The organism is Streptomyces sp. NBC_00045, from assembly GCF_045041095.1.
In the GTDB taxonomy this organism is placed as follows: Bacteria; Actinomycetota; Actinomycetes; order Streptomycetales; family Streptomycetaceae; genus Streptomyces.
Map to the genome: position 1 here is coordinate 3,557,680 of NZ_CP108271.1, position 19,471 is coordinate 3,577,150.

The window sequence follows — 19,471 nt, forward strand, 5'->3', positions numbered from 1 at the left end:
AACAGCCATCGGCGCGCTGCCGCTCGTCCAAGGCAGCTCACATCACGCCAGCGATGTCTGGACACTCCTCGCACCGCCTGATCGCCTGCCGTGTGGCGTTTCCCTCTGTCGCAGTCGCCGGATAGCTACTGCTCAACCGGTGCCAGAGCCCGGTCGGAGGTGTGGCGATCCATCCCCAGCGCGGGGCGGTCACCAGCTCCTCGGTCAGATGGGTGCAGGCTCCGGGAAGGTGCGCGTACTGCGTCGGTGAGATCAGAATCGTGTCTGCAGGGAACCGTCGCCACTCCTGCCGGGGCGAGGTCGCTGGGCGCGCTTTGGGCACGGATCCGTCGGGCGGGCACGCAGCCCAGCCCGACCACGAAGTCACAGCGTTCGCAACGCCTTTCCTTCACGGCCCCGCCCCACCCTCACGTCGTACCGGTGTCCACACGGTAGACGATCTTCCCGTCGAACTCCGCGAACCCCAACGACTTGTAGAAGGCCCGCGCGCCGGGGTTGTCGCGGTCCGTCATCCACTCGACCCGACTGCATCCGGGGCGTGTGGAGGCCAGGGCGCGGAGCTCGTCCATGAGGCGGGCGCCGACGCCCTGGCGGCGGAGGGTGCCGCGGACATAGAGCTCTTTCAGGAAGAGAGAGTGGGAGGAGCCGGCCGCCGGCCAGAGGAACGAGTAGGCGGCGAGCCCGACGAGATCACCAGACTCGTCTTCGACCAAGAGCGCGGACGCCAACGGCGGGGAGCCGAAGAGCGCCTCCTCCACCTGGGAGCGGCGCTCCTCGAGCGGCTGGATCTCGGTCGATCCGTAGAACCGTTCGATCTCCTCGATCAGATCGGCCACTGCCACGGTGTCGCGCCTTTCGGCGGGGCGGATCGTCACGGTCATCGACATCTCCTGTCGCTCTTTCATCGCTTCACTCGTTCGTTGCAATACGTGATCCTGGCGTGGCGGCACGGCTCGTGGCTACGGGGGCGTCAGCGTCTGAGGAGCCCAGCCGTGCTGGCGCAGGGAGCCCTGAACATGCCGGATGAGGTACCCCAGATCCGCGCAGTAGACGGAGGGGTTTCGATAGCCGCGGTCGGTGCTGAAGCGGTGCGGTAGATAGCCCCCACCGCACACCTCCACCAGAGGACAGCTCTGGCACTGATCGGCGAGCGCGGCCTTCCCGTTCTGCCGGTGCAGGAGCTTCGGATGGTGAAGGACCTCATTGAAGGACTGGCTGAAGACGTCGCGTCCCAGCCAGGAGGCGCCTTCCTCGACGGACCGCAGGGTGTCCACGCCCTCGATCGTGCCGTCCGACTCGATCACGATGCTCGTCGGCGGGGCCAGGCCGAGGGACTCCACCGAGCTGTGCACCCCGGAGCTCAGCGCCACGATGTCCTCCAGCATCCGCACACTGTGCCGCTGCTCCGGCCGGGCGAGCCAGGCGTCGTAGACGCGGGTCATCCACAACCCGTACTCGGGCACACTTGGGTCGTCGCGATGCGGCGGCTCGTCGTGCGTCCCGTGCGGCAAGCCGAAGTCGATCACAGGCGGCTCGAACGACGCCAGGTAGTCGTGGACCTCGACCGGGTCGTTGGCCAGGTCGACGACGGCGAGCAGCCCTGCGAACAGGTGCGGCCGGGAACGCAGGAGTTCGATACCTCGTACGGCCGAGGCGGCGCTCGATCGCGAGGCGTGTGTCAGCCGGTGCCGGTCATTCGCAGTCGGCGGTCCGTCGAGGCTGACGCCCACGACGACCTCGTACCGCTCGAAGAGGTCCAGCCACGGCTCCGTGATGAGCGTCCCGTTGGTCTGAAGCTCGAAACGGACCGCCACACCGGCCGGAACACCCTCCCGTACGGCGCCGAGCAGGTCTGCCATGTGCCGGGGGCCGGCGAGCAAGGGCTCACCGCCGTGCAGCACGACGTGCACGCTCCGCAGGCCGTGCACCGCTGCGTGCTCACCGATTCGCAGCCCAGCCGCCCGGGCCACGTCCGCAGTCATCCGGGCAGGCAGGTGCCGCCACGCCTGGTCAGCGGAGTTGAAGACGTAGCAGTAGTCGCAGTCGATGTTGCAGCGATTGGCAACCTTGAGGATGAACGACCGAAAGGGGGCGACGTCCGCGCGCGGTGTCATCGAGCGGAACGGCTCAAAGAGGCCAGGTCCAGATCAGCGAAGCCTGGTGACCACCCTCGCCAGCGCGGTTTGAGGCCGTCTGCTCGGCCGCCAGCCGCTGCCGTATGCGGACGGCGACACGATCCAGGACGGCCGAACCGTTGATGGACTCCGCGACGACGGGCGCCGCAGCATGCGGTGCGGGAACGGGCGTACGTGACGGCATTCGACGCTCCTCGGGGCAGTGCAACGGCGATTGAGGTGGCAGACCAGCCCGCAAGGTAGCAGTGCCGCTACCCTCGGCGACATATCGAATCCGGCCACGTGCCCGGCTACTCGGCCTGCGACGCAAGTAGCCGCTCGACGACATCTGCCGCCCCGACCACGCCCAACCGTCGGTACACATCGAGCGCTTCACGCAGCGCCCCTGCGCCCCGCGCCCGCTCGCCGGCCGTCCAGTCGCAACGGCCGATCCCGTCCAGGGCCCGTGCCTCCTCAAGCGGGCAGCGGATGTCCCGGGCCAGCCCCAGCGCCTGCTCAAAGATTCCGCGGGCGGCGGTCCAGTCACCGGAGGAGTGCAGCAGCGTCCCCCAGTGGTTCAGGACCTCCGCCTCACCGCACCGGTCTCCGAGCTCTCGGAGGATGTCCAGACTCCGCCGGAACGAGTCGGCGGCACAGTCCCGCTCGCCGGCGACCTCGCGCGCCACACCCAGCTCGCCCAGAGCGGCGGCTTCGCCACCACGGCTGCCGAGATCGCGGTACGAGCCGAGGGCGTCATCCAACAGCCGGATCGCCTCCGTGACGTTCCCGTCCATGCGGTCCAGTACCCCGAGGTAGCGAAGGCTGTTCGTGCGGCCGAACCGTTCGCCGAGCTCGGTGAAGTACTCCAGCGCCCGGGTGTGTGCCTCCCGCGCTCCGGTGAGATCGCCGGTCAGGCGTCGTACGACTCCGAGCTCGTTGAGGGCGTACGCCTGGTGGACCCGGTCGTCGAGCTCCTGGTAGATGTCGAATGCCTCACGGTGGCGCTGGGCAGCCAGCTGATACTCACCCAGGAGACTGTGCACGACGCCAAGGTCCCGCAGTGAGTTGGCCTCCCCGTACCGGTCGCCCAGCTCCCGGTAGATCGACAGCGCTTCGGTCTGTGCCGCCACCGCTGTGTCGAACTGGCTGGTCTGCCGGCGCACCATGCCGAGGTCCGCGAGTGCGTTGGCCTGGCCGAGCCGGTCGCCGACTTCCCGATAGAGCGCGAGGGCCTCGGTCTGCGCCTGGGCGGAAGCGTCGTTGTCCGCGGTCATGTACCAGACGATGCCCACCTGGTTCAAAGCGTCGGCCTTGCCTCGCTTCTCGCCGACCGCCTCGTACTCCGTTACCGCCTCGTTCAGTGCCTCGATGGCCTCGGGGTAGGCCGCCATGAAGCGCCGTACGACTCCGAGCTCGGCCAGCGCGTTGGCCAGCGCCCGCCGGTCGCCGGTGTGCCGGGCGGCCTCGGCGGCGGCCCGGTGGAGGCCAACGGCTTGGTCCCAGGGGCCGGCCTGCCGCAGGAAGGGCGCCATTGCCGCAGCCATGTGGATCACCAACTCGTGCAGCGCGAGGTCGTTTGCCCTTCGGATGCAGGCCAGGACGTTGGCCCGTTCGTCCTCCAGCCAGCCCAGAGCCGCCGTACGTGAATCGATGGGCGGGGTCTCTACCTGCGCGTCGCCGTCCGGAGGATTCGGCGTGGAGGCGCCGCTGCGGGCAATGTGTCTGTTCGCGACAGCGAGGGCGGCCAAGTAGTAGGAGCACACGCGCTGAACGGCATGAACAGGGGGCATGCTGCCTCCCTCGTCGGCGAGACCGCGGGCATAGTCGCGTAGGAGGTCGTGAAGCCGGAACCGGCTTCCCGGGTGTTCCTCGATCAGATGGGCGTCGTAGAGCGTGTCGAGTCCCTCGCGTGCCGCCGCCACCGAGACCGAGCCGAGCGCGGCCCCGCAGAAGGCATCGAGCTCGGTTCCAGGGTAGAGGCCGAGACACCGGAAGAAGTGCTGCCGCTCAGGGGAGAGGTCCTGGTAGGACAGACTGAACGTCGCGGCGACCGCGCGCTCCCCAGCTCGGAGCTCTCCCAGCCGGTCCCCGGCGGTGACCAGACGCGCACGGAGATCCTCGGCGCTCCACGACGGCCGATGGCGCAGCCGCGCGGCGAGCAACGACACCCCGAGTGGCAGGTACCCGCACAGCTCCACCAACTGCCCGAGGACGGCCCGATCGAGCGACTCCGCCGACCGCCCGCTGAGGCGTACGAACAAGTCGACCGCATGCTCCGCCGGCAACGCCTCCACTGGCAGGACCACCTCCTCGTACGCAGCCAGCCGCTTCCGGCTAGTCACCAGCACGAGACAGTCGCTCCCGCCGGGGAGCAGGGGCTCCAGCTGGCGATAGCTGGCCGCGTTGTCGAGGATGAGCAGTGCTTTCTTGTTCGCGAGCTGGCTCCGCCACATGGCCGCCCTCGCCTCGGTGACCGCACCCAGGTCGTCGCCGACAGGAATCCGCTGCGCTGGCACTCCGGTCGCCGCCAGCAACGATGCGAGCGCTTCCGTGGCCTGCACGGGGGGCCTTCCCGATGTGTGCCCGTTGAGGTTCACGAAGAGCTGGCCGTCCGGGAACCGTTCTGACAGCACATGTCCTGCGTGTACGGCGAACGTCGTCTTCCCGACTCCTGGCATTCCGTCGATCACATGCACAGGCAGCGCCTCGCCGCTCTCCTGCGAGTCCCGTACGGACCGCACCAGCGCCTCGAGCTCGGCGGTCCGGTCGGTGAACGCGGTGGTGTCGCGCGGCAGGGACCGCAACACGAGGGCCGCACCCGGAGGCACCGCCCCTTCCTCTGGCTGGGGCGTCGGCGCAGCGCGGCGTTCCGGCGCCCCCGACTCCGACAGCGCGGCAAGCAGCACCGCCAGCCCGACCATGGCCCCGCCGAGCAAAGCGAACGAGAACCAGCCATGCCGCTGCAACCACCCCAGCCACCCGGGCCACTGCGACTCGGACACCGCGTTGGTGACGAGCCCCACGAGCATGGTCGTAACGGCTCCGCCAGCGGCCACGACGGCGACGGAAATCCCCCGCCGGAGCCTCATACGTGGGTCATCTTGACGGAGGAGGGATTAGTCCGTTCGGGCTGGCCGCCAGTGGCGCGGCACAGCTTTCCAGCTGTAGCTCCGGTCACGAACGCAACCCCCGAATCCGACGCCCTATCGCGCATAAGCGGACCAGCTCTCACGGACCTTGGTCAAGGTCAGCTCCCCGCCACACACCGGCTCGTATCAGCCAACCTGTGCGTGGCTTCTACGTTGGGCGCACCGACGCCGCTTTCACAAAGCCAGCCAGATGACCAGGTGAACGTGCTGCTGGTCGCCAGCAGAGAGTGATCCTCGGCAATGGCTGTGTAGTCAGCCCTGGTAGCGTCGCCGAACGCATGATCACGGGCGCCTCTGAGGGGCCACGGGGGCGAAGAGGGAGAGCGGCATGCGTGTGGCCAGGTCGGTGGGCGGGGTCGTGTTGGCGGCAGTCCTGGTGGCGGGTTGTAGCGGCGGCAGCGGTGACAGTCGAGCCCAAGACAAGAACGGGATTCCTCAGTCGGGCCATAAGGCGAAGCCGCTTGCGGAGCTGAAGGTGCCGTCGGCCTACGACCCGGGCAAGGGCTGGGATGCAACCTTGAACTGGGTTCCAGGCGTGGTGCGGACGATTCCCGTGACTGCCGCACCGCGCTCGGGTGTGATTGCCATGATGCACGCCGCCTCCAACGGGTACACCGTCGAGGCGCGTGCCGCCGACACCGGTGAGGTCCGCTGGATCTCCGGGCCCTGGAACCCGCCCACGCCGATCAAGGGTGCGGAGGGCGACGCGGAATCCGGTCGGGCGCGGGAGATCCCGGACGTGATGGCGGTCGAGCAGGACGGGCGCGAGTACGTGCTCGCCTACGCGCACGGAATGCGGGGCAAGGATTCTCTCCACGAGGGGGCTGAGGTGGTGCGGCTCGCCGTGTATGCCTCCGATGCCTCGGGCACCTCGGTCAAGCCGCTGCGGGAGATCGACGTCCCCGTTTCGGCTGACCCCGGTGAAGCGCGTGTGGGATTGGCGGGTGGGCGGATCCTCGTCGCCTGGGGTGATAGTGACGCCTTTCCCCGTTCGGCTGCAGCGGTGGACGTGGCGACCGGCAAGGTCGACGCGTACGAGAAGCCGAACGGCATGCTTTCTCAGTGCGCGACGACGGTGGCCTGCGCCAGCAGCCGCGTGGTGGCGGCCACAGCAGACGGCCCGCTGGTAGGCATGGGTACCGGAGGCTTCGGCATTCCGGGCCGCTGGTTCAGTGACTCCGTACGCCCGAGTGGCATCGAAGCGAAGACGGGCATTGTCGGCTCGTGGAATGGCGATGTGTACGGCGTCGCCGGTGGCCACATCCTCGCGGGCTGGTCGACAGGCGGCACGTTCGGCGCTCCGAACGCCCCGCTGTGGTCGGTGCACGATGTGCGAACGGGCCAGCTCCAGGCCAGCATGACCTGTGCGCACGAAGTCCCGGGCTCCAATAAGGCTCGCGACTACCCCGTGATTACTTCGCCAGACCGCCGCTACCTGGCAGCCGGGCCTGTTGTCTTCGATCTGAAGCTCGGCAAGGGCATCTGTCTGGAAGGTGACGGGGACCGCAAGACGATCGTGCTCGCCTCGATCCGCGACGACGGCATGGCGTACGGGGCGGTCCAGGACAAGTCGACGGTCGATGGCGCGGAAGCGGTCGTCGCAGAGCTGAACCTGACTACCAGCACGGGTGAGCCGAAAGTTCTCGGTGTAGGTGTGGACGTTCCGTACCTCACCAGCGTGCACGGGTCAGGCCTGTTCCTTGATCGTGATGACGACAAGAATGTGCGGGTATCGCTGCGGCGTGAACGCTGATCTCATCCCTCGGCTGAGGCAAATGGCTGGCAAGGGCAGGCGCGGCGCTTCGGTCGGCGAACGCTGCGGTGTCACCCGGCGGCAGGGACCGGACGGCCAAGGCGGCCCTGAAGGTCAGCCCCACCCTCCTGGCTGGGGCGTCGGCTCAGTGGGGCGCCTGCGAGTTGTGCCCCTGGCTGCCGGGGCCAGCACTTCATCAGGGCGTCTGAGCTGATCGACTTCACTCCCAACCCCGCAAAATCACCTGCTTCTGCTTCGCCTGCTCCAGCAGGCGCAAGCGAGAACTGAACGACGGCTACTGGTGATTGCTCACCCCGGAGGAGCCGAAGGCGGTGTGCGCGTTCTCACCGCCCCAGCCGGTCGGGCTGCGCCAGATGACATTGACACGGAAGACGTCGCGAATCGTGTCTACAGACCAGTCTTCGGCAGGCGGTTCGGAGAGGACAAGGTAGAGACCGTCGGCCGGCGCGGGCAGCGTGTGGTTGATCTCGAGCAGGCGGGTCGCGCCCGATCGCAGGTCCGCATAGGTGGAGCAGCCTGCGCCCAGGGCCTCGTAGAGGAAGAGACCGTGCTGTGTGACGCAGCTGACGTCGACGACCGAGGAGTCGGCCGGCTGGAGGTCCGCCCAGAGAAGTGATGCCTTCAGCGCATGACGGACCGCCTCGTGCTTCTTGCACGTACGGTCGGCCCCGGCAGCCGCTTCCAGCGCGCGGAGGAAACCGTCCTTCGTGGTCGCAGCCGGTGTTGCGGCGGCGGTGTCCGCGGTGGTCATCTGCACCTTTTTCTTCTGATCTGGTTGCGTCGGGGCGACGGGGATCGCGCCGTCAGAGTCCGGCTTCGTCGCCATGTTGAAGCGCTCCTGGAGTTCTCGCCGTGCTTCGGCGAGGGGCCCTGCCCAGCCGGAAGCATCCAGCCCCTCCGCGAGCCGGCCTGCGTCGAAGGCGCCCTCCTTGAGCGCACGGTTGGTTGTCGCGGCAAGGTCTCGAAGAACTCCGAGTCGCTCTCTGTCCGGATCACCGAACAGATGAAGTACATCGACCCAGTCGGCCTGGTCCCGGCGAAGGATGCGGTTGGCCATGCCCTGGAGTTCGGAGAGGCGGCTGCGGGCGTCGGGAACGTCGCCGTCGCTGCCGGTCAGCTCTCCCAGCACGTCCAGCGCCGCGAGATAGCGCCCCGCCATCCGCTCCGAGACGGGCGACCGGCCACGATGATCGGCGGTGAGCACCGTCTGACTCGTGTCGTTCGCGAACACCCAGCAATCCAGCTCGTCACCCCGGCGCGGGGGAACCGAGCCCTGGCGGACGGTGAGCACGAGCGGCCGACCGATCACCGGAGACAGCGGCCTGACCTTGTACCGACCGCCAGAGACGTGGCCCACGACCTCGACCCGGACATCGCTGCCGATCCGGGGAACGCTTTCCGCCGCGCCCGCCGGCCGGACGTCCGGTGCCGCGGGTTCGGAGTCGTCCGCGGAGGCGGTGAGCGCCTCCGGCAACGCGGCGGTGTGCAGGACGGTCAGGCTCTGGGTGCTGCGGGTGAGGGCCACGTACAGCTGGCGCAGCCCGGCCGGACCACGGTCGGCAATCGTCGCGGGCTCGACGACCAGGACGTGGTCGTACTCCATTCCCTTGGCCTGCGCGGCGGCCAGTACGGACACGGCATCGCGATCGCGCTCGGCGATGTCGCCGCCCTCGTGGATTCGGTGGCTGATGGCGTCCAGCCAGTCGGAGTCGTCGGGGACGATGACGGCAACGGAGCGGGGGCTGCTGCCGTCGCTGGTGCGCACCAGTCGGGCCACGTGGGCGACGGTGTCGTCGAGCAGCTTCCACGGTTCGGTCGCCACGGTCCGCACGGCGTCCACGCCCGCCTCACGGACAGCCTGTGGATAAGGCAGGGACGGGGCGACCACGCGGGCGAGAGGGGCGACGAACTCCATGATCTCGGCGGGGACGCGGTAGCTGGTGGTGAGCTGAGCCACGCTCCAGTCGCCGTGGTCGGAAAGGAGTGCGCCGAGCAGGTCCCAGCTCGTCGGGATGTGGGCGCCCGTCGCCTGCGCGAGGTCGCCCAAGACGGTCATGGAGCCGCCCACGGCACACCGCCGCCGCAGGGAGCGGGCCTGCATGGGCGTGAGGTCCTGGGCCTCGTCGACAACGATGTGGCCGTATCGCGGTGGGGTATCGCCGCCGATCAGAACCCCGAGCTCTTCGAGGCAGACATGGTCGTCCAGGGTCCACGGATCGGCGTCGGCTCTGGCGGCGCGCGCCCGCAGCAGGGCCGTCTGCTCGTACTCGTCGAGGATGCCGTCGGCACAGTCCCGCAGGAGGTCGGCCGAGTCGTAGAGGCTGCGCAGAGCCTCCCGAGGGCCGGGGGACGGCCAGACGCGTTCGACGAGGCGCTCGACCCGGCGGTTGCGTTCCAGGTCGCGGCGGATCGTGCCGGCCTGTCCGCGGCGCGGTGCGACATCGGCGAGCTCTTGGAGAAGCCGGTCGACGAACAGGCCGCGGAAGCGGTCCCGCCGCTCCCGGAAGGGCCCGTCGCCGGCGTGAGCCTGGTCGAGGAGGGCGAGGACCTCGGACTTCGGCACGCGGAGGGTCGTGCTGCCTGCGGTGACGACGACCCCGGGTTCGTCGCCCTCGAAGGAGGGGACGACGGTGAGGGCGTCAAGAGCCTCGGGACGGTAATCGCTCTCGACCCGGCGCCGCAGCACGGCCGCCATGCCTTCCCCCGACTTCGCCAGACGCGCCTTCGGGGAGTCCACACCGAGGATCTCGCCCTCCCACAGCCGGTCCAGCTGGACGGCGTTGACGTCCCGGGTGCCGAGGGTGGGGAGGACCTGGCCGACGTAGTCGAGGAACCGTTGGTGGGGGCCGATGACGAGGATGTCCTGGGCCTTGAAGTGCTCGTTGTTGACGAGCCAGGTCACCCGGTGGAGACCGACCGCCGACTTGCCGGTACCGGGACCGCCCTGCACGACGAGGATGTCCGAAGGCGAGCCGGTGACCAGCACCATCTGGTCACGGCGGATGGTCTCGACGATGTCCCTCATCCGGCCGCCGCGCGACCGCTGGAGCTCCTGCAGCAGGAAGTCGTCCGGCTGGGGTGCCTTACGCCGCTGCCGTCGTACGACATCGCCGGGCGTGGGGGCCGTCGTACGTTCCGGGGCGGGGGACGCGTCCGCCTCCTCCACCACGCTGTCGTCGGCGGCCTGACGGGGCACCGGTACGTCGGCGGACTCGGGTAAGCCGACGGGCTCGGGTACGGGTACGGGAGCGGGTGCCGCCGGGGAGATCTCGTCGAAGTAGCCCTCGACGATGCGCTGTACGCAGCGGAGCTGCCGGCGCAGGACCACCTCGCCCGGGCTCTCGGGCCGGGTCTCGATCCAGGTCTTGGCCTGGGGGCTGGTCCACGGCAGCACCACCAGCTCGTGCGAGGCGTCGTGCACGCTCCGGCGCCCGATGTACCACGGTCGGGGCTCTCCGCCCGGGTCCTCCGGGGCGTCGACGCGGGAGAAGACCAGCGCCTCGTCGCCCAGTCCTCCGTAGGCCTCGGCCCGCGCCTCCGCTTCGGCCCGGTTGGCGATCCCGTCCTTGCCGCTCGCCGAGGCGGTGGCCGCCGAGGTGCCGCTCAGTTCGGCCAGTTTCGTGGTGTAGCAGTCGTACGCGTGGTCCACCGCCCGCTGCTCGCCGGCGAGGGTCTCGTCCCGAGTGGTGGTGCTCATGTGCGTCCTCCCTGCGGTGCCGGGAGACACCGCCACGGGCATGTGCCCGTACCCCGTGAAACAACTATCAGAAAACGGACGGTGACGAACGATCAGTTGCCGAGTTCCCGGACGAGACCGCCGGCCTCGGCCCGCCAGACCCGCACTTGGTCGTACGTGGGTCCGAGCTCGTACAGGTGGTAGTGGCATCCCAGACTCAGCTGGGACCAGAGGGCCTTCGCCCGCCGGGCCGTTTCGGCCGGCGCGACGGAGTGCAGGAGGATCAACTTGGCGCGCCCCGTGGTGCGGGGCAGACCGGGCATCACGGCGTCCAGCACCCGGTCGACGCAGAGCTCCAGCGCGGTCCGCAGCGCGAGGCAGGCGCCGCGGTGCCGGCCGGCGGTGGTGGCGTCGGCGAGTTCGCCGTCGAGGAGGCAGTCGGCCGTCAGCAGCAGGCCTTCGACGGACGCGGGAACAGGGGTGGTCATGCGGTCACCTCCGGCTTGCGGATCTTCTGCGCCAGGTTCTCCACGTCCGAGACGAAGCGGTGCGGGTCGGGGATCGAGGCGCCGCTGGAGTGGGACCCCTTCTGGCACTGCTGGATCAGCGACCATGCCGGGCTTCCGTAGCGGCGGAGCACCTCCCCCGTGACGTCGGCACCGCGCGTCACGTCGCCGAAGAGGGCGAAGGCCGCGACCTCCAGGAACCTCTCCGCGCTGTCGATCGCGGTCTGGAGGTCGTGCTCCGAGCAGCCGGTGCGGTGGTGGCGGATCCACGCGGCTTCCAGGAACGCGTTCTCCAGGGCGATCCGGCACAGGCCAGGCAGCACGTGGCGGTACGTCTCGGGGGGAAGCCCAGGAGTGGCGGCGATGGCCCGGGCGTCTCCGATGGCCTGCTTGACCGGGTCGTCGATGCGGTCGACCTTCACCCGGGACCCTTCGCCGCGCGTCACCTGGAAGACCGTGACCGGCAGCTCCTGGTCGGTGAACGCCTTCTGCAGACGGGGATCGTGGGTGAAGACGACGATCTGCCGGTGCCTGCCCAACTCGTGCAGCACCTGGGCGAGTCCGTGCACCTTGGTCGGGTCCATGGACTGCACGGGGTCGTCGATGACGAGGAAGCCGAACGGGCTGTCCGCGGTCGTGGCCCTCGGCAGGAAGAGGGAGAGCGCGAGGGAGTGCAGCTCCCCCTGGCTCATGACGTCGAGCGCGGGGGCGTCCTGGCCGTCGACGGAGGCCGCCATGACGAGCTTGCGGACGTTCGCCTACCGCGCCGACTCCGAGTCCGTGCACAGCCAGTTCGACCTCAGCCTCTGGAACCGCCGCATGATCGCCTACGGCGTCGAGCGTCAGAAGATCTTCGTCCTCGGCTTCGCCCTCTCGCAGAACGCCACCAGCCACCGAATCCACCTCGAGGCCCGCAGCAACGCCCAACAGGCGCTCCTCGTCTCCTGACGCACACCCCAACCCGACGACGGCCGCACCCACCCCAGGGTGCGGCCGTCGCCTCATTTACGCCCCCACAGGGGGCAAGCAGACAGAACGGACGCCGCAGCCGTCCCCCCGCACCCTCACCACGCACGCAACCTCCGCGCCCAGGCCCTCCGGCCTTCAGAACCCCCAGGTCACGACCATGCCCTCGCCTCAGGCCCGCGCCTGCGGCAATCCGTGCGACCACTCCCAGCACGATCCGCTAGGCTGTCAGCGGTCAGACGACTACCAGGCGTGTGCCGGGAAAAGTGTCCGCGAGGGCATCTCCACCCGGGCGGACGCACGTCATCTGACCAGCACGCTTGCCGAAGCGGCTCGGGTGATCCCTCTGGGGTTTCCGGCAACGTTTCCGACAAGCCCCTGCCTTCGTAGCTCAGGGGATAGAGCACCGCTCTCCTAAAGCGGGTGTCGCAGGTTCGAATCCTGCCGGGGGCACGGCGAGCAAGGGTCGGTTCGGGGAGGGATCCCCGAACCGGCCCTTTTCCGCGTGCCGTTGGGGTGGCGTTACGGAGTCAGGGCGGCGTAGAAGATGACGTCGTTCGTGCGGTGGCCGTCCGTGATTGCGCCGCCGCAGGTGAGCAGGCGCAGCTCGGGGCGCTGCGTCGGGGCGTAGAGCTTGCCGGTGGGGAAGTCTTTCTCGTTGACGTCCTCGATCTCTCGGATCTTGAACTTCGCGGTCCTGCCGTCCTCGCGGGGCACCTCGATCAGATCGCCGGGTTTGATCTCCGTGTCCGCCACGGGGGTGGTGCGGAGGCGTTGCCGACCTCCGGGTCCGGTGGCAGTTCGGCGCCGGCGGCACCGCAGGCGGCCAGGCCGCCCGTGACGGACACGGCGAGCGCCGTGGAGACGATGACACGGCGCGCGCGGGGGCGCGGTGTGCGCCGGGGGCGTGGGTGGGCGGGGGGCGCGGGGGCATGACGTACTCCGGTCCGGGCGGGGGGCGGGTCAGCGCCTGGCGACGGGTCCGACGCTACGAGGGTCACGTTCTGGTCATCCGTCGGGAAGGTGACGGTTGCCCGGATCCCTCCCGGCAGCTCGGACACGCGCCCGGGACATGCGAAAGCCCTCCCGGCGGGAAGCCGGGAGGGCGGGAGGGCGGGCAGTGCGCGTCGCGGGGCGCAGGGCGTGGGATCAGCTCAGGCCTCTGCTGCGTTCGCCGATGCGGTCACCCTGCGGAGTGCCGGCCCGCTTGAGGGCCGCCTTCGTGTGCAGTCCGCCCTTGACCTTGCTGCGCACCGGCCCGCTGAAGCCGTGGCCTGCCGGGCGCGGCGGCACATCCGGCTCCAGGGCCTGGAAGGTCTCTCGGAAATCCCGCTTCTGCTGCTCTTTGCTCATCCCGTCGTCAACTCCCTCGGGAAGCACCCAATCGGACTATTGGGATCGTATGCAGATATGCGGAGCAACGCACCCGGACCGCACGTAAAAACTCCCGATCAAGGACGCGGTGTAGCCAGCCGCTCGGGCTGCCCCGCCAGCCAGCGCGTCAGCTCCTCCGGACACGGCGTCCCGCGCGGCAGCTGGTACTTCGCCGCCACCCGGTACACCCCCGGACCCGGCGCCAGCAGCTCCGTCCACACGTCGCCCGCCGCGTCCGGGGCCGCCTTGAACAGGCACCCGGCCGTGTTCGTGTAGTCCTTCGGCAGCGTTCCCGAGCCTGAGCCGCCACCCCCGCTGCGCGCCCTCGACGCGAACGTCTCCTGCGGCGGCGGCACCGGCTTGCCCGACCCGTCCACCAGCCCCAGCCACGGCGAGTGCGGGATCCGTACGAGCACCCGCCCGGCCGCCTTCACGTCGATGACCAGCTGGTCCGCGCCCGCCCGCACCACCGTGGCCCGCCCGGACACCAGGTCGGTCGGGGCGTCCACCTTGAAGAGCCGCCAGTTCTCGTCGCCCCACACCTGTTGGAGGTACGGGAGCCCCTCGCCCACCAGCTTCGCCTCGTCCTCACCCCCCGAATCGGGTTTGTCGGCCGGCAGCACCACGTAGTGCACGGCCCAGCGGTCCAGCCACTCCCGGTAGCTGTCGGCGGTCAGGGTGTCGTCGTAGAAGAGCGGGTTCCGCTCCAGGTCCGCCTGCCGGTTCCAGCCGCGCGCGAGGTTCACGTACGCGGGGAAGGCCGAGGATTCGCGATGGCTACTGGCCGGGACCACCTCGACCCGCCCGCGCTCGGCGCCCGCCTTCTGCAGCTGGTCGACCAGCGGGGCCAGCTCCCGGTTCCAGGCGGCCACCGGGGTGGTCCGGACGATGTCCGTGATGCTGTTGGTGGTGATCCAGACGTTGATGCCGACGAACGCGAACAGCACGGCGTACCAGTGCCGGGTGCGCGGCACGTCGTAAGGGAGGGCCGCGAGCAGGACCGCCCCGCCGAACAGCATGACCAGCCGGGTGACGTTCGAGCCGACCTGCGAGTCGATCGCCCAGGTCAGCAGCACCCCGAGGGTGTAGACGGCGGAGGCGATCCGGACCGTCTTCCACCGCTTCGGTACGAGGAACAGGATCGCCAGCCCGAAGAGGAACGGCGGCGCTGCCGAGCCCAGCTTCATCGGTTGCGTCCCCGAGAACGGGAAGAGCCACGCCGACAGCCCGACGACCGCCACCGGGGCCAGGCCCAGCGCGTACGCCCCCGGCCGGCGCCCGGACAGGAACAGCGCGGCCGCGATCACCCCGAGGAAGAGCCCGGCGACCGGACTGGACGCGGTCGCGAGCCCGGCCAGCGGGGCCGCCACGGCCGCCTTGGCCCAGCGCCGCTCCGCCCATTTGCGGGGCCAGCAGAACACGGCGGCGACCGCGGCGAGCGCGAACATCGCGCCGAGCCCGAAGGTGACCCGGCCGGACAGGGCGTTGCAGAGCAGCCCGTACACCCCGGCCAGGGCCGGCCACAGCGGCTCGCGGACGGCGCCGCGGCAGCGGGTCAGGATCAGCGCGAGCAGCCCGGCCGAGACCGTTCCGGCGACCATCATCGTGGTCCGCACGCCGATCATGTACATCACGTACGGGGACACCACGCTGTACGAGACGGGGTGCATGCCGCCGTACCAGGCGAGGTTGTACGCCGAGTCCGGATGCCGGCCGACGAACTCGGCCCAGGCGTCCTGGGCGGCCAGGTCGCCGCCGCTGTTGGCGAAGCAGAAGAACCAGACCACGTGCAGGACGGCGGCCAGCGCGGTGGCGACGGCGATCGGGTGCCGGCGGGCCCGTCCGAGGATCCGGGAGACCCAGGAGCCCCCGGGGACACCGGACGCCCCTATGCCGCCGGGCGCGGCCTCGGGCACGTCAGAGGCGGACGCGGATGCGGGCGGGGATGCGGATGCGGATGCGGACGCACCGGAGCGGCCGGCGGCTGCCGGTGCGCCCCGGCCCTGGCCGTGCTGCTCAGCGGTGGTCACTGCACTACTCCCCGGACTCGCCGGACTCCCCGGATTCTCTGGTTGCCCCGCATACCCTGCACGCCCCGGGCTCCCGGCTCCCTAGACGCGTGGCGGCGCCCCGGGGTTGCCCGGGGCGCCGCCACGCGCACTCGTCAGCCGATACGGGTCAGCTTGCTTCCGATACCCGGCGCGACGAGGTCGTTCTTCAGCGCCACCGGCACCTTCACCTGGCTGGCCCCCTCGCCGACGGTCAGCATGCCGATCTCGGTGCCCGCCTTGGCGGTCTGCGGGATCTTGGCGTCCCCGTCGGCCAGCTTGATGTTGACGGTGAGCGACGGCCAGCCGACCGCCTCCACGTCAGCGGTCGCGATGACCGGGGTGTGCCCGCCGAGGCCGTCGTCCACGTACCCGACGACGTCGCCCTTCTTCACGACGGGTGCGTTCACCAGCATCTTCTGCGTGGCCAGCATGACCTGCTTGCTCGCCGCGATCGCCGTGTCGAGGATCGGGACGCCGTACTGGCCGAGCACCGCGCCGACGATCAGCTGCCTGGTCTTGCCGACCTGCTTCTCGGCGGCGAAGAGCAGGTTGCCTCCGGCCTTGGTGGTGGAGCCGGTCTTGATGCCGAGCGCACCGTTGCCCGGGATGAGGGTGTTGTAGTTGCGCCACTTCTTCTTGGACGGGTCGATCCATTCCGGCAGCTTGGTGATCGCGACCAGCTCCGGCATCTCCACGACCTTGAGACCGAGCTTGACCTGGTCCTCGGCGGTGCTGACCGTCGTCGCGTCCAGGCCCGAGGGGTCCGTGTACGTGGTGTTGGCCATGCCGAGTTCCTTGGCGGCGTCGTTCATCTTCTTGACGAACGCGTCCTGGTCGCCGCCGGCGTCCCAGCGCGCGAGCAGCCGCGCGACGTTGTTGGCCGAGGGGATCATGATCGCGGCGAGGGCGTCGTACTCCGAGATCTTGCCGCCCGCCTTGAGCGTGTCGACCGTGGACTCGCCCTCGGAGCTCTTCGCGCCGTCCTCGACCGCCGTCTTGTCGACGTCGATCATCGGACCCTCCTCCCCCTTCTTGAGGGGGTGGTTCTTCAGGATCACGTACGCCGTCATCGTCTTCGCGACGCTGCCGATGGCGATCGGCTTCTGCTCGCCGAAGCTGCCGACCGTGCCGAGGCCCGCGGCGGCCATGTAGCCCTGGCCCTCCTTCGGCCAGGGCAGGACCGGGTTGCCGCCGTCGAAGGTGTACGAGGACTTCGCGGTCATCGTGAGCTTCGGCTCGGGCAGCGGGCGCACGAGCTGGATCACGGCCAGGATGATCGCGAGGAGGACGACGAGCGGGGCGTAGATCTTGAACCGGCGGATGGCCGTGCGCAGGGGGCTCGGCGGCGGGGGCGGGTTGTTGGTGAGGTCCGCGAGCAGGTCGAGCGGCGGCTTGGGCGGCAGCGGCTGCTGAGTGGTCCGCTCGGTCCGCTCGGGTACGGGGGCGGTGGCCGCCGCGGCGGGAGCCGGTGCCGAGGCCGCGGGCTTGGCCGCCGGGCCCTCGTCGTCCTCGCCCTTGCGCAGCGGCACGAACGTGCTGGCCCGCTCCCCGCCGACCGCCTTCGGCGGCACGGGCCGGGAGGCCACGGGCTTGTCCGGCGCCTTTGCCGGCGGCTTCACGGCGCGGAAGACGGCGGTGCGCTCGCTGTCGCCGCCCGCATCCTCGGAAGGCTTGTCTACGGGCTTGGGGGCGGGCTTGTCTGCGGGCTTGCCTGCGGGCTTGTCTGCGGGCTTGGCGGCACCGGAAGCGGAATCCACCTTCGGAGCCCGGAAGACGGCCGTGCGCTCACTGTCGTCGGCAGCCGCACCCCCGCCCGGCTTCGCGGCAGCGCTGGACGTCGAGGCACCCGCTCCGCTAACCGGCTTCACGGCCCGGAACACGGCGGTGCGCTCGCTGTCCCCCGACGACTCCTCGGCCGCCGCGGGCTTGTCCGTACCGGCCCCACCCGCGGAACGGTTCGGGGCCTGCTTGTCGGCCGGCTTCTCGGCCGGCTTCTCGGCCGGCTTCTCGGCCGGCTTCTCGGCCGGCTTCTCGGCCAGCTTCGCCGCGGCGGACGCAGCACCAGAACCGGAACCCGCGGAACCGGAACCCGAGCCCGGCTTCACCGCACGGAACACCGCCGTGCGCTCACCGCCACCCGCGGACTCCTCCGCAGCCGCCGACTTCGCCGCGGCATCCGTACCGCCCTTGCCAGGGGCGGAAGCGGAAGCCAAGCCCGACTTCTCGGCGGGCGCCGCAACGGCATCCGTGTCGGAGCGGTCCGCAGCCGGCTTGCCCGCGGCGGACGCAGCACCAGAACCGGAAGCCGAGCCCGGCTTCACCGCGCGGAACACCGCCGTCCGCTCACCGCCACCCGCGGACTCCTCCGCAGCCGCCGGCTTCGCCGCGGCATCCGTACCGCGCTCGCCGGAGGCTGAAGCGGGGGCCGAGCCCGGCTCGGCCCCCGACGCGGAACGGGAACCGGTCTTGGACGAGTCCGACTTCGGGGCGCGGAAGACCGCGGTGCGCTCGCTGTCGGTCGCGGCCGGGTCAGACTCGGACGCGGAGTCCGAGTCTGACTCAGACGCGGACTCGGAGTCCACCCGTCCGGAGGACTCGGCAGACCCGGCGGAGCCGTCGGCCTCGGTCGTGGCCACCCACGCCGCCACCGCCTCGCGCAGCGGGTCGCGGCCCTTGCCCTCGTCGGAAGCGGTCCCGGACTCGGGTTCCCGCGGCCGGAGCACCGACAGCCTCGGGTCACGCTCCGCGGAGGACTTCGCCGCCCCCGACGCTCCTTCATCAACCGACTTGTCGGGGGACTCGCCCGCCACCAGTTCCTCCTCGATCGCGCCGCGTCCGGCTGTCCGAATGTCTAACAGTGTCCCGTGTCGTGGGCATCGCCCTCGTGCTAGACGAGAACGACATAGCGCTGGTTCCGCCACAAAGCGACCAGGCGCTCTCGACAGATGAATGTGAGAGGCGTCACCCTGTCACTCATCCACGCGGGGAGGCATGGATGGGCAGGAGCCGCAGAACAATTCCGGAGGAGCTTCTACTGCTCGCTTTGGACCCGACCACGGGTACCACGGCGCAGCCGCAGTCGCTCGACCTCGGCCTGGCCGGGGCACAGCTAGTAGAGCTGGCTCTGGCAGGACGGATAGCCCCTGACGGGGATCGTATCGCCGTGGTGATGCCACGGCCGACAGGAGATCCGACTCTGGACTCCGCACTGGAACTGCTGCGCAGGCGCGGCAGCCCGGTACGGGCCGTCCACTGGATCGGTGGACCCCGGTTGGGGCTCCGCCAGATTTACCTCGCTCATCTGGAGCGTTGCGGCATGGTCCATGCCGTCGCGGGCCAGATGTGCGGAGTGCTGCCGACGACTCGCTACCAGGCGACCGACACGGCGATCAGCCGGGAGATCCGTGCCCGGCTCGACAGTGCGATCCGCACCGGCGTACCGCCGGACCCGCGGACCGCGGCGCTCGCCGCACTGGCCCACGCGGTCGGACTCGGCAAGCACCTGTACCCCGGCAACGAGGGGCGGTCGTCCAGGTCCCGACTGCGGGATCTGATCCGGCACGACCCGATGGGCGGCCTCGTGGCGCACGCTGTCATGGACGTCCAGAACGGTGCGGCTGCGCAGCCGCGCCGTGACCGTGCACCGGCGAACCCGCCGACCGCCCGGGCCGCGGCGAGCGGTGTTCCGCTCCAGCCGCGCCGGACGGGTGCGATGGCCCGCGCGGCCGCGCACTGATCCACCGATCCACCCGATCGACCCGATTCACGGCTCTACGGATTCACCGCTCCACCGAACCGCCATCGCCGCAACCGGCGTCCCCGATGCCCCGGTTCGGGAGCCGCCAGCGCGCGGGATGGCGA

Annotated in this window: 14 protein-coding genes and 1 tRNA gene; 4 read left to right on the forward strand and 11 right to left on the reverse strand. The window is 70.2% G+C overall.

The annotated features are described in order from the left end of the window. Positions 1-407 precede the first annotated feature (407 nt). The 4 genes from haaN to haaT all read right to left on the reverse strand — a co-directional run bounded on the left by haaN (position 408) and on the right by haaT (position 5,203). Positions 408-881: a cyclophane-containing RiPP N-acetyltransferase HaaN gene (haaN, locus tag OHA65_RS16540; protein WP_405756309.1), complete on the reverse strand. Its 474-nt coding sequence runs from the start codon at positions 879-881 to the stop codon at positions 408-410. A 78-nt stretch (positions 882-959) separates the two neighbouring features. Further along, complete coding sequence (locus tag OHA65_RS16545) at positions 960-2,114, reverse strand: FxsB family cyclophane-forming radical SAM/SPASM peptide maturase (RefSeq protein WP_405762058.1); 1,155 nt, start codon at positions 2,112-2,114, stop codon at positions 960-962. A 13-nt stretch (positions 2,115-2,127) separates the two neighbouring features. Beyond that, on the reverse strand, positions 2,128-2,499 hold the full coding sequence (gene haaA, locus OHA65_RS16550) for a HaaA family cyclophane-containing RiPP peptide (protein ID WP_405759228.1): 372 nt from the start codon (positions 2,497-2,499) through the stop codon (positions 2,128-2,130). After that, a complete protein-coding gene (haaT, locus tag OHA65_RS16555; protein WP_405762060.1) occupies positions 2,426-5,203 on the reverse strand; it encodes a cyclophane-containing RiPP biosynthesis TPR protein HaaT in 2,778 nt (925 codons plus the stop codon). Before haaT ends, haaA begins: the two co-directional genes overlap by 74 nt. Positions 5,204-5,591: 388 nt before the next feature. Here haaT and OHA65_RS16560 point away from each other — a divergent pair, with 388 nt between their 5' ends. Beyond that, positions 5,592-7,016 (forward strand): hypothetical protein, encoded by a 1,425-nt coding sequence (locus tag OHA65_RS16560; protein WP_405762061.1) that lies wholly within the window; start codon positions 5,592-5,594, stop codon positions 7,014-7,016. Positions 7,017-7,311: 295 nt separating this feature from the next. On the opposite strand, the gene OHA65_RS16565 is transcribed toward OHA65_RS16560, so the two are convergent. From OHA65_RS16565 to OHA65_RS16575, 3 genes are all read right to left on the reverse strand, one after another. Then, the gene (locus OHA65_RS16565; protein WP_405756313.1) at positions 7,312-10,734 is read right to left on the reverse strand and encodes an ATP-binding domain-containing protein; all 3,423 of its coding nucleotides are present in this window, start codon (positions 10,732-10,734) and stop codon (positions 7,312-7,314) included. Between the two features lie 92 nt (positions 10,735-10,826). Next, positions 10,827-11,201 carry a hypothetical protein gene (locus tag OHA65_RS16570; RefSeq protein ID WP_405762062.1) on the reverse strand — a complete coding sequence of 125 codons (375 nt, stop codon included), beginning with the start codon at positions 11,199-11,201 and terminating at the stop codon, positions 10,827-10,829. Then, positions 11,198-11,956 (reverse strand): AAA family ATPase, encoded by a 759-nt coding sequence (locus tag OHA65_RS16575; RefSeq protein ID WP_405756315.1) that lies wholly within the window; start codon positions 11,954-11,956, stop codon positions 11,198-11,200. The genes OHA65_RS16570 and OHA65_RS16575 overlap by 4 nt, the downstream gene beginning before the upstream one ends. Here OHA65_RS16575 and OHA65_RS16580 point away from each other — a divergent pair. Both OHA65_RS16580 and OHA65_RS16585 read left to right on the forward strand, forming a co-directional pair. Further along, positions 11,955-12,167 (forward strand): hypothetical protein, encoded by a 213-nt coding sequence (locus OHA65_RS16580; RefSeq protein WP_405756316.1) that lies wholly within the window; start codon positions 11,955-11,957, stop codon positions 12,165-12,167. The genes OHA65_RS16575 and OHA65_RS16580 overlap by 2 nt on opposite strands. A gap of 398 nt (positions 12,168-12,565) precedes the next feature. Further along, positions 12,566-12,638, forward strand: a tRNA-Arg gene (locus OHA65_RS16585). Positions 12,639-12,707: 69 nt separating this feature from the next. Here the strand turns inward: OHA65_RS16585 and OHA65_RS16590 are convergent. From OHA65_RS16590 to OHA65_RS16605, 4 genes are all read right to left on the reverse strand, one after another. Continuing rightward, positions 12,708-12,941: a sortase domain-bontaining protein gene (locus OHA65_RS16590; RefSeq protein ID WP_328763034.1), complete on the reverse strand. Its 234-nt coding sequence runs from the start codon at positions 12,939-12,941 to the stop codon at positions 12,708-12,710. A gap of 393 nt (positions 12,942-13,334) precedes the next feature. Beyond that, positions 13,335-13,538, reverse strand: coding sequence for a hypothetical protein (locus OHA65_RS16595; protein ID WP_327283879.1), 204 nt, complete (start codon positions 13,536-13,538; stop codon positions 13,335-13,337). Between the two features lie 98 nt (positions 13,539-13,636). Beyond that, positions 13,637-15,589 carry an MFS transporter gene (locus OHA65_RS16600; protein WP_405762063.1) on the reverse strand — a complete coding sequence of 651 codons (1,953 nt, stop codon included), beginning with the start codon at positions 15,587-15,589 and terminating at the stop codon, positions 13,637-13,639. Between the two features lie 134 nt (positions 15,590-15,723). Then, on the reverse strand, positions 15,724-18,420 hold the full coding sequence (locus OHA65_RS16605) for a hypothetical protein (protein WP_405762064.1): 2,697 nt from the start codon (positions 18,418-18,420) through the stop codon (positions 15,724-15,726). A gap of 185 nt (positions 18,421-18,605) precedes the next feature. On the opposite strand from OHA65_RS16605, the gene OHA65_RS16610 reads away from it, so the two are divergent. After that, positions 18,606-19,346 carry a GPP34 family phosphoprotein gene (locus tag OHA65_RS16610; RefSeq protein WP_327283881.1) on the forward strand — a complete coding sequence of 247 codons (741 nt, stop codon included), beginning with the start codon at positions 18,606-18,608 and terminating at the stop codon, positions 19,344-19,346. The last annotated feature ends 125 nt before the right edge of the window (positions 19,347-19,471 follow it).